Raw genomic sequence first — 16537 nt, 5'->3', positions numbered from 1 at the left:
AGGAGCGGTTCGATGACTGTGCCAAGCCTCGACGGCGCCACCCTCGAGATCTCGCAGAGCACCACCAGCTACAACCCCGAAGTCGCGGCCCTGGCGGGCGGCGGGTTCGCGGTGCTCTACCAGACCACCTTCACGCCCGATCTCGACCCCGACCGGGGCGCGGGCGCGGCGGTGCGCCTCTACCAGGCCGACGGGACGCCGATCGGCGCGGCCTTCCACGCGGACGCCGACACCACCGGCTCGCACATCCCGCAGACCATCGTCGCCACGCCCACGGGCTTTGCGGTGATGTGGCTGGAGTCGCCGCTCGTCGGCGGCGCCCAGACCACCTTCGTGCAGCGCTTCGATGAGAACGGGACCCGCGACGGCGGCCCCGTCGCGCTGTCGAACGGCGAGTACGGAGGCGTCGTCGGCCTGACGGCCACTCCTGGCGGCGAGCTGGTGGCGATCCACGCGAACTTCGACGACGACACCACGCGCGTCAGCGTGATCGAGACCGACGGCACGCTCTCGAAGGACTTCGCGGACGAGGGCATGGGGCGCAACTCGCTGGTCGGGGACGCCTGGCAGGCGGCGACGGCGGCGAATGGCGACGTCCTGTTTCTTCGCAACACCGTGGGCGATCGACTGCCGGACATGAGCTGGTCGCGCGACCTGACGCTGCATCGCCTCGACGCCGACGGGACGCTGCTGTCCTCGAGTGTGGTGGTCGACGATCTCGCCAGCCCGGGCGCCTTCATGTTCGCGGCTCTGCCGGCCGGCGGCGCGGCGGTGGTCGAGGTGAAGGCCGGCGCCGCCACGCAGCTGGTCGTGCGCCTGATCGACGAGGACGGGACCGTCTCGACCCCCACGACCCTGACGCTCGACATCTATGCCGAGGCGGCCTCGCTGATCGCGACTAACGACGGCGGTCTGCTGGCGCTGGTGGCGGGCGGCGACTTCTCTGCGCCCGAGGGGCTGGAGATGCTGGCCCAGAAGTTCGACGCGGCGGGCGAGCCCGAGGGCGAGCTGTTCGTGGTCAACCAGGATCCCGACGGCCACCAGGTCCGGGCGGACGGCGCGGTGCTGGCCGGCGGCGACCTGATCGTCGCCTACGAGAGCGGCGCGCCGGGCTACGACATCCTGGGCCAGCTGCTCGATCCCTCGGGGACCACCAGCGGCAGCGTGCTCGACGATCCGGTGATCGAGAACTACGGCAAGGGCAACGATCGCGCGCGCGGCGGCAACAACGACGACGTGATGCGCGGCGGCTCCGGAACGGACCGGCTGTGGGGCCAGGAGGGAGACGACCGGCTTCTCGGCGGCAAGGGCGGCGACGTGTTGTTTGGCGGCGAGGGCGACGACATGCTGTTTGGCGGCGGCGGCCGGGATCGGCTGTTCGGCGGCAGCGGCGACGACCGGCTCGACGGCGGCAAGGGCGTGGACCGGCTCGAGGGCGGCTCGGGCGCGGACATCTTCGTCATCGGCCGCAAGAGCAAGGAGACGATCAGCGACTATCTCGACGGCCTCGACCGGATCGAGATCACCTCGGGCGCGTCCTCCTTCGACGATCTGAAGTTCAGGGAGCGCAATGACGTCGTGCTGGTGAAGATCAAGGGCGCCACGGTGGCGAGGCTCGAGGATGTGGACGACGCCTCGATCTTCGATCACCACGATTTCATATTCAGCTGAGGGGGTTGGGGGGCGGCGTTCAGATGCCGCCCCGCGTTCGCTTACCCGAATATTTTACATAATATTGATTACACGAAAGTCGGATGTGCGTCCGGAATGGCGGCTGTCGGGCCGCGGCCTTCCCTTCAGCCTCCGCGCGCGCGCGCCTCGCGTTTGTTCAGAGCGTGGCCGAGGCGTCGCCGATCAGCACGAACGGTCCCCAGAACACCGGATGCGAGGTCGCCGGAGTGCGGCGCAGCTCGCCCTGCGCCTGCTGGAGCGCGTCGGCGAACTCCAGCTGCTCGTCCTTCAGCAGGCGGAAGAACCGCCCCATGAGCTGCGTGGTCTCGACGTCGGCCACCGGCCAGTGCGTGGCCAGCACCGCCCGCGCGCCGGCCGCGAAGAACGCGCGCGCCAGGCCCGAGAGGCTCTCGCCCCCCGCCCCCGACAGGCCGACCTGCTGGCGCGCGCCGTAGATCGAGTTAGAGGCCGTCGTCAGGTAGCCCGAAGCCGTGTTGCAGGCTGACAGGACAATGAGTTGCGCGTCGAAGGTCATCAACCGGATCTCGGAGGCGGTCAGCAGCCCGTCGCTGTCCTCCGAGGTCGTGGCGGTCACCGTCAGCGCCGGATCGGTGAAGCAGTCCGGAGTCGGCCACAGGATCCCGTGCGTGGCGAAATGCAGGACCCGGTAGTCGGCGAGCGTGCCGTCCTGCGCCTCCTGTTTGAGCGCGTCCTCGTTGAACGCGGCCCCCGTGGCCAGCAGCGCGTCGTCGCCGAATATCTCGCGGATCACCTGCGCCTCCTGCGCGGTGCCCGGCAGCTCGCCCACCCGGTCGACCGCCTCGGCGAGCCGCAGGCAGGTCTGCGGCAGGCTCGAAACCCTCAGCACTTTCTGAGGGTTCACGCCCGCTCTGAAGTCGGCGAACGAGGCCACCGCGCCCGTCGCGTTCGAGCGTCCGGCCCGCACCCGGATGTCGACCAGGTTGCGCGGGCTGGGCACGTAGCTGACGGCCCGCTGCGCGCCCAGGAACGGCACGTCGGTGTAGTCGCCCGTCTGCCAGGCGGTCCCGGGGGCGTCGCTGACCAGCAGCTCGAGCGGCAGGCTCTGCAGCGCGCCGGAGGTCGAGAAGATCAGCCGGTCGTGCTTCATCAGCGCGTCGCGATAGCCCGGGAACAGCAGGTTGAACACCTGGAAGGCCACGTCGGCGCGGTAGGTGGGCACCCTGCCCTCGCGGTCCGTTTCAACCCCTCTGCGAAGAACGCCGACCAGGACGTTGATCTGGCTGTCGGTTACCGGCAGCGCACCGTAGGTGATCTGGTCTCGCGAGATGATCAGCAGGAAGCTGCGCGGCCAGCCGACCAGCACCTGGACCAGCGCCTCGCCCTCCTGCAGCACCGATTGCAGCTGCTCGAGCGACACGGGGCTCGAGATCGCCGACTGGTATTCGGGCGCGATGCGGTCGCGGGCGGCGCGCAGACGCTCGACCTCGGCCTGGGACTCGGCGACGGCCTCGGCGAGCGCGCGGGCCTGGTCGCTCTGGCTCAGCGGATCGCGCAGCTGCAGCACCTGCAGGGCCTTGAGGGTCGCGTAGCGCTCGTTCGCGTCGCGCCAGGCGCGCACCGCGCGGGCCTTCTCGTCGTCGCCCTCGCCCAGCAGCGCCGCGGCGCCCGAGACGGTCTGCGCGGTGATCGACTGGCGCACGATCTGCGCGGCGCGGAAGATGCGCGCGCCCATTTCCACCTGTCGCTCAGGCTGTTGCTTGACGATGTTCAGACCGAGCTGGAAGAACGGCCACAGCGAGCCGTAGTCGACCACCACCGGATTCTCCTCGTAGACGAGGAACCCGCGCTCGAACACCTCCATCGCCTCGTCCTTGCGGTCGAGCGCCACCAGCGCCCGCCCCTCGCGCAGCCGGGCGCGGGCCTCGAGGGGCGTGTCGGGCATCAGGGCGCCGAAACTCTCGGCGGCCTCGCGGGCGTCGCGGCGGGCGCCCTCGTAGTCGCCCTGCTCGAGCTCGACCAGCGCGCGCTGGGAGAGGAACCGCGGCCGGTAGGCGGCGGCCGCCCGCGGCGCCAGCGCGATCACGTCCAGCGCGCGGTTGATCGCCTGCTCGGCCCCGGCGTCGTCGCCCTCGAGCAGGCGCACATGCGACAGGGTGTGGCTGTTGGAGGCCTCCTCGATCAGGGCCAGCTGCTCCTCGCCCGAGGCCTCGATCAGCGCCCCCCCCGAGATCTGCCCCGAGGCGGCCGAGCGCGCGGCCGGCGCGTTCAGCCCGAACTGGGCGGTGTCGGTCAGCCCCTCGGAGGCCTGGTCGACAAAGGCGCGCGCCCCCTCGAGGATCGAGCGGTTGAGCTGATCCTGCGCGCGGTAGGCCACCAGCAGGGCCCGGTCGCGCCCGGCGTCCTCGCGCTCCGCCTCCGGCCCGTCGAGCAACGCCTCGGCCCGGTCGAACAGCCCGTCGGCGGTGACGAACCGCTCCTGGCTCGAGTGGGCAAGCGCCTGATTCATCAGGACATAGGCGCGGCTGGGGGCCCCCGGACACGCGCCCGCAACGTCCTCGATCTCGTAGACCGAGAGCAGCTCCGAGAACGCATCCTCGGCGGCGCGGAAGTTCAGGCCGAAGCTGTTGCGCTGGCCGCGCAGCAGGATCTGGTCGACCTTGCCGCACAGCTCGGGCTCGTCCTCGCCCGAGGCCAGCGTGAACGAGCCCGAGGGGACCGAGCCCGCGCAGGCCGCCGCCCCGACCGCGGCCGCGGCGATCATCCAGCGACGCAGCAGCCGGGGCCTCATCGCTCGATCCCCGTCGTCGGCGCGGACTGGGCCGCGCCCGGGCGATCCTGGCGCGCCGCCTGCGCGTCGTCCTCGTCCGAGGCCTGGCCGTTGGCCTCGGCGCGGGCGCGGGCGAGTTCGGAATCCTCGAAATATCCGTCGGGCACGCCCCAGAGCTCCTCGTTGCCGTAGGAGACGAACAGCTCCAGCAGGTCTTCCTCGTCGACGTTCAGGATTTCGGGCTGGTCGATCGAGACGATGTTCAGCACCCGCGGCGGGCCGAGGCCGGTGCAGTCCTGCACGTCGCCGATCACGCAGCCGTTGAGCAGGAAGGCGACCCCCTTGGGCCCGATCGGGTAGAGGCCTGCGGCCTTCTGGCCGCTGTCGCCGATGTAGCCGAACAGGCTCAGGCTTTCGGGTTCGACCTGCTCGCCATAGACCAGCACCGGGGTGTTGAGGCCGAAGTAGTCGTCGTCGCTCTCGTATTGCTCGAGCAGGCCGGCGGGCATGTAGATCTCGACCGTGCCGCGGGCGTCGAGCACGAGGGGGCCCGAGGTGAAGATGTCCACCGACTGCCCGGTCTCCTGCAGCAGGAAGCGGTCGGGGTCGTCGTCGGGCCGCGCGTCGCGCTCGGCGAAGGTGTGGCCCAGCGAGACGTTGCGCGCGTCCTCGATGACCACCGCCCCCAGCGGATTCGAGGCGCCGACATAGTCGCGGAAGCGCACGTCGCCCCCCGCGCCCGCGTCGATCGCCAGCGCCCCGCCCTCGCCGCGGGCGGCCGCCGCGGCGGGGTCGCGCGCGCTCGAGCGGTCGTTGGCGCCGTCCACGGGCCGGTCGAAGCGCACCGTGCCGCCCTGCGGGTCGGCGCCGCCGGCGGTGGTGTCGATGGCAAAGACCGTGCCGTCGGGCAGGAACAGGCGCAGGTCCTCGCGCGCGGGGTCGCCGCCCTGCGCGCGCCAGTCGGCCGGCCCCGCGGCGCGCGGGGGCGCCAGCGGGCCGTCAGGGTCCATGGCGTCGCTCAGCGCGCTCAGCCGGCCCAGGAACGCCACGTTGTCGGAGGTGCGGATCAGCACGTCGCCCCCCGCCTCGAAGGCGCCGAAACGCAGCCAGCCCGCGTCATGCGTGTCGATATTCAGCGAGCCCGGAGCGCTCTCCTCGATCAGGGTCACGTCGCCGAAGATCCGGCGGATCGAGACGTCGCCCCCGAAGACGTTGGTCGGATCGTCGAGGCGCAGCTCCGCCCCCCGGTCGACCGCGGTTTTCGAGGGCGCCGCGCCGGTCGAGAAATCCGCGTCGCCGTTCGCCCGGATCGGCCCGGACAGGTCGATCATCCCGTCGGCGGCGCGCCCGCCCTCCATCTCGAGCCGGGTCACCCACGCGGCGGGCTCTTGGGTGATCGAGGCGAAGCCCTCCCCCGAGGCGCCGGCCATGACCCGCAGCTCCCCCGTGGCCGAGATCGGCCCCAGATGCAGGTCGCCCGCGACCGCGACCGCGATGGTCTCCCCTTGCGCCGCGAAGGCGCCGCCGATGGCGTGGGCGCCGGAGTCGAGCCGCACGTCGCCGCCCGCCACCGCCCACACATCGCCCGAGGTCGCGATCCGCGCCCCTTCCGCGTCGAGCAGATCGCCGCCCGCGCGGAGGTGCGCCGTCTCGAGCCGCTCGCCCGGGACGCGGGTGTAGAGGCCCCCGCCCACCTCGGTCCCGTCGGGCAGCACGCCGCCGCCCGCGCCGATCGTCAGGTCGTTGCGATCCGAGATCGCCACATGCCGCGCGCGAGAGACCGAGACCTCGCCGCGGAAGTCGTTGTCGCGGCCCCCTGCCCCGCTCTCGGCCGCCAGCAGCACCGAACCGGAGGCGTCGAACAGCGCCTCGCCCCCGACCTGCACCAGCGCTTCGAACCCGTGGCCGGCCGAGGCGAGGGGGGCGGCCGAGACGACCTCCTCGACCACCGTCTCGCTCCCGCCCGGCTCTTCGCCGGGCAGGTTGCGCGGGGGAGCGGCGGGCGCGGGCGCCTCGGGGGCCGTCGCGCTCCACGGGTCGATGGCGGCCATGCCGAGCTGCGTGCGGATCGAGCCCGCATCCGCCTGCGCCGTCAGCCCGCCGCCCACCTCGAGCGCGCCCAGAAGCAGGTCGCCGCGACGCGCCCGCAGGCTGGCCTCGCCCGCCACGGCCGCGCCGTCGAGGTCGAGCGGCCCGCCCGCATCGGCCACGATATCGCGCGCCTCGATCGCGCGCAGGGTCAAGGCGCCGGCCTCGCCGCCGCCCCTGGTCTGCACGCTCAGCCGCCGGCCGGCCGAGACCTGGGTCAGCCTCGCGCCCTTGTCGGCGCCCAGCGTCAGGTTCCCCTGCCCCAGCACCCGCCGCGCGGCGAGATCGCCAAGCGCCGTGACCTGCGCCCCGCCGCCCGAGGCGACGTCGCTCAGCGCCACGTTGCGCCCCTGCAGACGCAGCGGCCCGGCGGTTTCGATGCGCGCGGCGTCCAGGTCCCCCTGCGCCGTCCCGTCGAGCCGCGCGACCGCGAGATCGCTCAGCGTCGCGGCCCCTGCGGCGGTCACGCTCAGCAGTCCGCCCTCTGCGCGCGCCAGCGTCAGGTCCCCGCCCGCCGCCAGGCTCGCGTCCCCGTAAGTCAGGTCCGTGGCCGCGATCGCGCCGCCCGAGCGGAGGTCCAGCTCTCCGGCCTCGATCCGCGCGGCCTCGAGCCCGGCGCCGCCGGACAGCTCCGCCCTCGCCCCGGTCAGGTTCGCCACGCTCAGCCCGCCCTCGGCCTCGAGGCCGAGGGTCTCGCCCGCGATCCGCCTCGCGTCCATGTCGCGCCCGGCCTCGAAGCCCAGCGTCCGGCCCTCGATGTCGCTCGCGCCCAGGTCCCGCCCGGCGCTCGCCGCGAGCGTCCCGGTCGTGAGGCGCGCGGCGCTCAGGTCGCGCCCCGCGGCGATCTCCAGCGCCCCGAAACTCGAGGCCGAGACGCCCAGGTCCTGGCCCGCCCGCACCGACGCGGTCCCCGCCCCGACGCGCAGCAGCTCGGCCGAGCCCTCCCGCGCCACGCCCGTCGCCTCGTCGGCCGAGAGGTCGGTCCAGGCGAGATCCCCGCCCGCGGTCATCTCGACTGTCGCCGCGACCACGCGCGCGGCGCGGCCGTCGCGCCCGGCGTCGGCCTCGATCCGCCCGAAACCGGAGTCGCGCGCGATCACGTCGGCGACCGCGCTCACCGTCGCGCGGTCCGAGGTGACCCGCGCCAGCAGCGCCGTGCCCTCGCCGAACCCCTCGTCCCCGGCAGAGGCCGTGTCCTCGCCGCCGAAATCCACGCCCGCCGCGACGATCAGCCGACCCGCGGTCAGGTCGCGCAGCGTGGCGTCGCCCCGCGCGGTCAGGGTCAGTCTGCCGAACTCCGAAGCCTCGGCCGTCGCGTCGCCGCGGGCCGAGATCGTGGCGCTCGCGGCGCTCACCCCGCTCAGGGCGGCGCCGGCGCCCTGCGCCTCGCCCACCGCCGCGCCCTCGACCGTCACCGAGGTCCAGCTCAGCCCCCGCCCGGCGATCGTGCTCAGCGTCCCGGCCTGCACCTCGTCGAGCGTGATCGAGCCTCCCGCCGTCACCGCCAGCGTTCCCGCCTCGACCTCCGCGAGCCGCGCGCCGCCGCCGGCCTCGATCGCCGCGTCGTCGGCGCTCACGTCATCCAGCGCGGCGGCGCCCCCGGCCGCGCCCTGCAGCGCGCCGAACTCGGAGTCCGCGATCTGCAGGGTTCCGCCCGACACCAGCGCCTCGTCCGCCGCAACGCGCAGCAGCGCGAAATCGCCGGTCGCGGCGCGCCCCTCGGCCTGCCCCGCGGCCACGTCGGTCCAGCGCATGTCGCCGCCCGCAACCGCGGTCAGCGTCGCAGCCTCGACCGAGCGCAGCGTCGCGTCCCCGCCCGCGGTCAGCGCCAGCGGGCCCTCGACGCGCACCGTCTCGAGGGTTGCCGCCCCGCCCGCGGTCAGCCCGAGCGAGGCGAAATCGGCGCCCGAGAGCGACGCGCCCTGCCCCGCGCTCGCCTCCACGTCGCCATGCGCGCCGCCGGTCATCGACAGCGCCAGACCGGCGTCCAGCCTCGCCACCCCCATCGCGCCGCCCGTGCTCGAGAGGTTGCCCTCGGCCGAGATCCCGGCGGTCTGCGCGGTCACCTCGACCAGCGCGGCGTCGCCGCCCGCGGCGACCTCCAGCGTCTGGAAGGCCGCGCCCAGCAGCAGGGCCGCGCCGCCCGCGGTCAGGTCCAGCGAGTCCACCGCGCCGCCCAGGACCGCGGCGTCGGTCCCGGCGCTCGCCGTCACCCGTCCGTGCGCGCCGCCGGCCATCGACAGCTCGCGCCCCGCGTCGAACGAGGCGAGGTCGAACCGGCCGCCGGTGACCGACAGAGCCCGGTCGACCGAGACCGAGGCGGTCCCCGCCTCGACCTCGCTCAGCGCCCCGTCGCCGTCGCCCTCGACGCTCAGCGTCGCGGCCGCGATCCGCGTCAGGCTGGCGTCGCCCTCGGCGGTCAGGGTCAGAGTCTCGAAGACCGCGTCCGAGAGCGCGGCCTCGCCCGCGGTCGCCGTCGCCGCGCCGTGGCTCCCGCCCGTGAGGGTCAGCGTCTCGCCCGCAGCCAGCGTCGCCTGCGCCAAGGCGCCGCCGGCGACCGAGAGGGCCCGCCCCGCCGCAATGTCGGCCCCCGCCGCGGTCGCGCCGTCGAGGCTGACGTCCCGCCCCGCCGCGACCTGCAGATCCGTCGCCGCGACGCGCGACAGGCCCGCGTCGAGAGCGGCGCCGACGCCCAGCACGCCGGCCGCGTCCACATCCGCCAGCGCCACCGAACCGTCCTGCGAGACGACGCTCGATCCCGCGCCCAGCCTCAGATCCGCGCCCGAGACGTCGCCCGTCGCCAGCACCCCCATGCCGCCCGCGGCCTGCACCGAGGCCAGGGAGACCGCCCCCGCCTGCGCCGTCTCGCCGCCCACGCTCAGCCGTCCCGTCAGCGTCGCGCCGGTCACCGCGAACCCGTCCGCGTCGCGCAGCGCGGCCTCGCCGGCCGCTAGGCTCACCGTGGCGAAGGCGTTGTCCGCGCGGTCGAGGGTCACGTCGCCGTACGCGGCCTCGGCGCCCTCGCCCGTGGCGAAGCTCGCAAGGCCCCCCACGCGCATCGCGCCGGTCTGGGTGATGCCGCCTCCCCCCGCCGTCGCCGCCCCGTCGACGTTCGAGCGCACGCTGAGATCGCCCCAGACCTCGGCCCCGGCGAAGACCAGCGCGCCCGCCGCCTCGAGCCGCGCGTCGCCAGGGGTGACCAGCAGCGTCTCGCCCGAGAAACGGTTGCTCAGGGTCCCGCCCTCGACCGTCTCGCCGCGCACGTCGATGCCTTCGAGGCCCGCGAACACCGCCTCGCCGCCCACGCCGATCATCTCGGTGGTGGCGATCGCCTCCAGGCTTGCGCCCTCGCCCGCGGCGAGCGGCGTGCGCTGGCGGCCCAGCGCGGCCTCGCCCAGCCGGGCGTCGGTCGCGATCCCGACGGTCGCCCCCCGCACGCCCGCCACGCTGACCGCGGCAAGCTCCGCGGGGGCGTCGGCGACCGTGCGCACCTGCCCCAGCGATCCGGCGTAGAGGGACCCCGCGGTCGTCACCCCGCCCAACGAGACGTCGCCCCCGCCGTCCAGCGTCAGCCAGTCCGCCCGGATCGCCAGCGCCGAGATCGCGCCGCCGGCCACCACGGACGCCCCGCCCAGCCGCAGGTTCATGAGGCTCGCCGCGCCGTCCGAGCGCAGCCGCACAGCCCCCGCGCCGCCCTCGCGCACCGAGAGATCGCCCCCCGCATCAAGATCCAGCGAGCCCGCAACGAAGCGCGCCAGCGTCACCGCGCCCTCCGCCTCCATCGCCAGCTCGCCCCCGGCCTGCATGTCGGCCGCCCCGACGGCGCCCGCGCTCGCGGCCAGACGCAGATCGCCCCCCGCCTGCAGCCGCAGGGCCGAGACCGAGCCCGCCTCGACCGAGATCGCGCCCCCGGTCGCCACGTCGCTTAGCGCCACGGCGCCCGCCTGCCCCGCCACCGACAGCGAGCCCGCGCGCAGGTCCGCAATCGCAAAGCCGTTCGCGTCGCGCGCCGCCACTGCGCCGCCCGCGCGCCCCGAGAGGGTTGCGAACGCGTTGTCGGCCCGGTCGAGCGTCGCCTCGCCCGCCACGTCGAGCGCCAGCACCCCCCCGACCGAGGCCGCGCCGGTCTGGCTCAGCGACCCCGCGCCACCGTCGGCCACGGTCCCGAGCGCCGCGCTCCCCCCCACGTCGAGCCCGGACAGAACCAGGTCGCCCGCATGGGCGAACGCCAGGTCGCCGCCCGCGCTCAGGTCCGCCGCTCCGGCCACCCGCATCCGCAGCGGGCCGATCCCCGCGTCGGGGGAGTCGACGAACGTGCCCACCCCGATCTCGGCCCGCGGCAGCAGCACGTCGCCGGCGGCCGCGAGCGTCAGGTCCCCGGCCACCGAGACGAGATCCGAATAGGGATCGAGGGCTGCGGAGGCGACCACCACCTCGGCGCCGTCGGGCGCCAGGATCGACAGCGTCCCGCCGCCCGCGCCCGCGGCCGCGAAATCGATGTCCGCGTCGCGCAGCTTGGCGATGTCGCCGCCAAGGCTGGTCAGCGACAGGTGGCCCGCCCCCTCCTCGCCGGCCGAGGTCTCGACCAGCCCCAGGCGGATGTCGCCCAGGATGCTGACGCTCAGGTCGCCGGCCACGCGCACCCGGTGCAGGCTGAGCGTGCCGGTCACCTCGCCCGCATCGAAGCCCGCGTCGGTCCCCAGCCTCACCCCGTCGAGCGCGAGGTTCGGCGCCTGCGCCACGCGCAGGTCCCCGTCCAGCGCCAGATTCGACAGCCGCACCCCGTCGAACCCGCCGCCGCCCGCCGCCGTCGCCTCGAGCGAGCCGAGCACGGCCGTGTCCACCCAGATGTCCCGCGCCGCCGCGCCCTCGACGCCGCCGAGAACCGTGTCGCCCGCCAGCACCGAGACGAGATAGATCGAGCCGCCGTCCGCCCCGCCGCTCAGCGCGCCCGCGCCCCCGCCCACGCGCACCTGTTCAAGCGAGAGATCGCCCGCCAGCGCCCGGGCCGAAAGGCTCTCGCCCGCCTCGACCGAGACCAGCGACAGCGAGTCCGCATCGCTCACCGACACCGCCTCGCCCACGATCGAGACCGCGCCGTCGAAGGCGTTGGCGGCCTCGAGCGTCACGTCGCCCGGCGTCTCGAAGCGGCTGTCGCCGGCGACCGAGAGGATCCCCTGGCCGGTCTGGCCGATGTCCCCGCCCGCCTGAAGCGAGAGCGAGGTCAGGCTCGAGGCGCCCAGCGTCACCGGTCCGGCCGCGCGCAACGTCGCCGCGCCGCCCGTCAGCGACAGCTCCGCGCCAAACGCGTTGCCCGCGTTCCGCAGCGTGAAGCCGTCTGCCGACAGCGCCGCCCCCGCGCCCAGCTCCAGCGCCGCGGACTGGGTCAGCGCGCCGCCCGCCGTCACGCTCAGCAGATCGGCGCGCACGGCCCCAAGCTCCAGATCCCCCGCCGCGGCCAGCGAGACGTCGCCCGCGCCCGCGTCCCCGTCGCGGGCGTCGACCGACACCGCGCCGCCGAAGACGTTGCCCGCGTCCAGCGCCGTCACCGCGCCGCCGGCCGTCGTGATCTGCGTCTCGCCCGCCACCGCCACCGGCCCGCCGAGGCTCAGCGACTGCGCGTCCACGCTCAGCACATGCGCCGTCACCGCGCCGGTCGCGGCGGGGCCCAGCGCGATCACCTCCAGCCCGCCGGCCAGCGCCACGTCGGGCAGGCTCAGCGCCTCGTTGGTGCGCAGCGTCAGCAGATCGCCCGCCGCCATCGCCGCGCCGTCGATCCCCTGGGGGGCCGACAACGCCAGCTCCCCGAAGCTCGATTCCAGCCTCAGAGCGCCCAGCACCCGGATCGCCCCGGTCCCGTCGGCCGGCTGCGAGGCGAAGCCCGCGTCCGCGCTCAGCACCAGGTTGCCGCGCATCACGATCGAGGCGCCCAGCAGCAGGTCGCGCCCCGCGCTCAGCGTCAGGTCCACGTTGGGGCGACGGTTGGCGATCTCGGCCTCGACCGAGATGTCCTGCGCGGCCTCGATCACCACGTCCCCGAAGGACGACGAGATCGACGAGGCCAGGATCACCAGATCCTCGCCGGGCGCCTCGTCGACCAGGATCGCGCCCTCGAAGGCCACGCCGTCCTCGTTGTCCCCGACAATGCGCACGTTCTCGGGGTCGAGCAGCAGCAGCCCCGCCCCGCCCTTCGGCGCCGACAGGTCGACCCGCCCCTCAAAGCCCAGCCTGCCCAGCGAGGAGATCTCGGCGAACCCCCCGTCGCCCCCCGCAGGCCCGCCGCGCGCGGAGATCCGACCCCCCATCCAGGTCGCGGCCGAGGACCACAGCACGACCTCGCCGCCCTTGCCCTCGATCCGGGCGTCGGCGTCGATCGTCGCGCCCGCCTCCATCACCGTGACCTCGGCCGCGCGCAGCCCGCCCTTCGCAGGCCCCGCGCCCCGCACGCCGCCGCCGACCAGCGCCGCGCCGCCGCCGCGCCCGCCCGAGACGTCGATGCGCGAGCCCTCGGCCAGCCGCACGGTCCCGCCGGTCGCCTCGACCCGCCCGCCCCGCGCGCCGTCCCCGCCCGAGGCGTCGAGCCGCCCGCTCACCACCACGTCGCCCGCCCCGCCGTCGAGCACGATGGTCCCGCCGTCGACCCGCGCGCTCGAGGCCTCGATCACGCCGCCGACCGAGACCGCGGCCTCGACCGCGTCGCGCGCGGCGGCCGCGGTGATGATCACCGTGCCCCCCTCGGCGATCAGGACGCCCGAGTTCTCGGCCCGCGCGCCGCGGGTCTTCGCGGCGTCCTTCAGGTCGATCTCGAACAGCCCGTCGCCCGAGACGTCGACCGAGAAGCTCTCCTGCCCCGCGACGACGATCTTGCCCATCTTGCCGGCGATGACGCCGCGGTTGGCGACCTCGGGGGCGACGAGGCCGACCATCCCGGCCTCGGCGAAGGTGATGGTCCCCTCGTTGACGATGGCGGCGCCGGGCTTGCCGGGCCGGTCGAAGTCGCCGCCGCCGGCCATGAAACGCCCGTTGTCGATGTCGGCGGTGGTGGCGATCAGCCCGCCCACGTCGATCACCGAACCGGCGTGGAACATCACCCCCGACTGGTTGACCAGCCAGACGTTGCCGTTCGCGGTCAGCTTGCCGCGGATGTGGGTCGGCAGCCCGTCCAGCACCCGGTTCAGCGCCACCGCGCTTCGCCCGGGCTGGAGGAACCTCACCGCCTCGTCTGCGCCGATGTCGAAGCTGGTCCAGTCGATGATCACCCGGCGCGAGCCCTGGCGCACCACCGTGACGTCGCCCCGCGTGGTGATCGTCGCCTGCCCGCCCTTCACCTGCCCGCCCGAGGGGCCGGCCACGGCCGGGGAGGGCGCGGCGAGCCCTGCGGCCATCGCCGCGACCGCGACGCCGGCCAGCAGCGCGCGGCGCAGAGGGGGAAGGGAGACGCGGGCGAGGGGAACGGGACGCGACTGCATCATGCTCAGAACTCCTTCACCGCGCTGAACAGCAGCCGCCAGGCGCGGCTCTGGTCATAGGCGAGGGGAACGTTGATCGGCTTGGCGGCCTCGAGATTGACCGAGAGCCGCCCGGGAAACGTCGCGCGCACGCCGAACCCCGCCGAGAAGATCTCGGCATGGGGCGGCGCGCCGCCGTCGAGATTGCGCACCTCGGCCCAGTCCATGAACCCATAGACCTCATAGGGCGCGCGCAGGGCGTCGAAGACCAGCTCGTTGGCATAGCGCAGCTCGGCCGCGCCGCCGAGCCCGACGTCGCCGGAGTATTCCGACGGGTGATAGGCCCGCCCCAGCTCCGGCCCGCCGATCGACATCTCCTCGGAGGCCAGCAGCGCCCGGTCGGCGGTCTGCGCCCAGGCCTTGCCCCACAGCGAGAACCCCTCGCCCAGCACCTGGGTCCGCGCGAGCTCGGCGCGCACCGAGGTGAACACCCCGTCGCCGTCCTGGCGGCTGAGGTTGGGGTCCCCCGCGCGGCTGGTCCCCAGGATCGGCAGCCCCTGGCGCAGCTCGAACCGGCCCTCGGTGAAGCCGTTCTCGTCGCGCAGCACGCCCTCGTAGCCCACGAACAGGACGTTGAGCCGGTCGTCGGTGACCAGATCCCCCACCCCCGGCAGCCCCGGGATCGGCGCGACCACCGGTGAGGGCGTCAGGGAGTTCACCTGCACCGCCTCGAGCCCGCCGAACAGGTCCAGACTGATCGCGCGGGTGCGCAGCGCGGGATAGCGCAGGCCCAGCTCGATCTCGGTCTGGTCGGTGTCGATGTCGAAGCCCTTGACGATGTCGCCCGGGGCGCTTTCGGAATACAGAGCGCGAAAATGCCCGCTCAGCCCGGAGCTTCCCAGAAACCGTTGATGTTCGAACTGAAGCGTCCAGCGCTCCCCCCAGCTGTCGCCCAGCGGGTCCTCGTAGTCGGCCGAGTTGAACCAGCTCAGCGTCGAGGTGTCGCCCGCAGGCGACCAGGAGTTGAACGACCCCACCAGCCCCACCAGCCCCGGCCCGATGATCGGCGACTGCCGGTTGTCGGCGAACGCGGTCAGGGAGAACGGCTCCCGCTCCATGTTGATGTAGAGCTCGATGGCCCCGCGCTCGTCCGCGCCGACCTTGGGCACGGCCGCGGCGCGGGTGATGCCGGGAATGTCGTTGAGCTGCAGCAGCACCCGCTCCAGCGCCTCGAGCGTGGGGTTGCGCAGGCCCTCTAGGGGAGCGGCGAACTGCTCGGCGAGCGCGCGGACCGGGCCGATGGGCAGCTCGGGCGCCTCTATGGCGACGCGGGTGATCACCGCCTCGACCACCTCCAGCCGGGCGCGCCCGCCCTCGATGCGCTGGGCGGGGACCACGACGCGGGTGAACAGGTAGCCGTCGTCGCGATAGCGGCTCTGGATGCGGGCGGCGATGGCGAACAGCTCGGTCAGGTCGACCTCGCGCCCCAGCGCCTCGGCGTAGTCCTGCGCCAGCACGGCCTCGTCGTAGATCGTGGCCCCGACCAGCGTCACGCCGGTCAGCTCGAAACGGATGTCGCGGGCGTTGGCGGGCGGGGTCTGCGAGGTGAACTGGATCTCGCCCGAGGGGGCCAGCGCGCCGGGCTCCGGACGGGCCCGCTCGGTCGCCTCGCGCAGGGTCTGGCCGGGATCGGGCAGCCGGGTCGCCACCGGCGGCGGGGACTGCGCCCAGGACGGCGCTGCGGAGAAGACCACAAGCAGCGCCAGCATCGACGCCGGCACACGTCGTGCCCCCCGACGCGACTCGCTGGCCTTGTCCAATTCGCCCCCCGCTGCGCTGCGATCACCACCCTGTCAGAGTCGTTAACACCGGGGAAGGTATGCGGTCAAACGAATGCCGGCCCGGCGCGTCGTCGCCCCGAAGCTTAACCACTCGTTCATAAACGATTATTTCGAAGGGGTGAGGGGCGTTGTCCGCGCGCGCGCGAACGCCGCCCTCGCCGCGGCGCTTGGGGCCCCGGGCGCCCCGGCGGGGGCGTCAGGTCCCCGGCCGGCTCACTCCTGATCCCAGGAGGGGGCGCGGATGGCGCCGACGACGTGGCTCGAGTCGTTGCGCTCGGCCGTCAGACGCTCGAGCGCGCCCGGCGCGTCGGCGCCCGCCTTGCCCAGTGCGCCCGAATAGGGCCCGGTGACCGCGCGGGTCGAGCCGTCGGCCGCGATCATCACCAGCTTCTCCCCCCCCGCGAGCGACACGCTCTGCGAGGCCGGGACCACCGAGCCGGGCGTGATCGAGGAGACGTTGCTTTCCAGGATCACGAAGTCGGAGGCCGCCGCGGGCAGCGCCGCGAGCGATGCGGCGGCGCCGAACAGGGCCGCGCCAAACAGACGGGCGACAGGCCGTTTCATGCCGAAAACTCCCACTCTTGAAAGGTCTTGCGACCCTCTTGCCTGAAAACGCGGCGAAAATGCGGACGCCGGCGAGCGATCCGCAGGCCCGCCCGAGGACGCCCTGCCGCCGCCACAGGCGCGAAGATCGTGTCCGTCGCCGCCTGACGCAAGGATACGATAACGCATTCGCGACC

The 16537-nt window shown here is 74.2% G+C and carries 5 protein-coding genes; 1 reads left to right on the top strand and 4 read right to left on the bottom strand.

What is annotated here, in order from left to right; all coding sequences use genetic code 11:
* Positions 1 to 12 precede the first annotated feature (12 nt).
* Entirely contained in the window at positions 13 to 1671 is a 1659-nt protein-coding gene (locus AAC134_RS16165) for a calcium-binding protein (protein WP_339950150.1), read from the top strand.
* 157 nt (positions 1672 to 1828) lie between these two features.
* Here AAC134_RS16165 and AAC134_RS16160 read toward each other — a convergent pair whose 3' ends face one another.
* From AAC134_RS16160 to AAC134_RS16145, 4 genes are all read right to left on the bottom strand, one after another.
* Positions 1829 to 4441: a CHAT domain-containing protein gene (locus tag AAC134_RS16160; RefSeq protein WP_339950149.1), complete on the bottom strand. Its 2613-nt coding sequence runs from the start codon at positions 4439 to 4441 to the stop codon at positions 1829 to 1831.
* Positions 4438 to 13980 carry a filamentous hemagglutinin N-terminal domain-containing protein gene (locus AAC134_RS16155; protein ID WP_339950148.1) on the bottom strand — a complete coding sequence of 3181 codons (9543 nt, stop codon included), beginning with the start codon at positions 13978 to 13980 and terminating at the stop codon, positions 4438 to 4440. Before AAC134_RS16155 ends, AAC134_RS16160 begins: the two co-directional genes overlap by 4 nt.
* Before the next feature lie 2 nt (positions 13981 to 13982).
* Positions 13983 to 15725: a POTRA domain-containing protein gene (locus AAC134_RS16150; RefSeq protein ID WP_339950147.1), complete on the bottom strand. Its 1743-nt coding sequence runs from the start codon at positions 15723 to 15725 to the stop codon at positions 13983 to 13985.
* A gap of 285 nt (positions 15726 to 16010) precedes the next feature.
* Positions 16011 to 16361, bottom strand: a complete 351-nt coding sequence (locus AAC134_RS16145) for a hypothetical protein (protein WP_339950146.1) — start codon at positions 16359 to 16361, stop codon at positions 16011 to 16013.
* Positions 16362 to 16537 lie beyond the last annotated feature (176 nt).

This window comes from uncultured Albimonas sp., from assembly GCF_963977235.1.
In the GTDB taxonomy this organism is placed as follows: Bacteria; Pseudomonadota; Alphaproteobacteria; order Rhodobacterales; family Rhodobacteraceae; genus Albimonas.
This window is presented reverse-complemented; position numbering and strand designations above follow the sequence as displayed.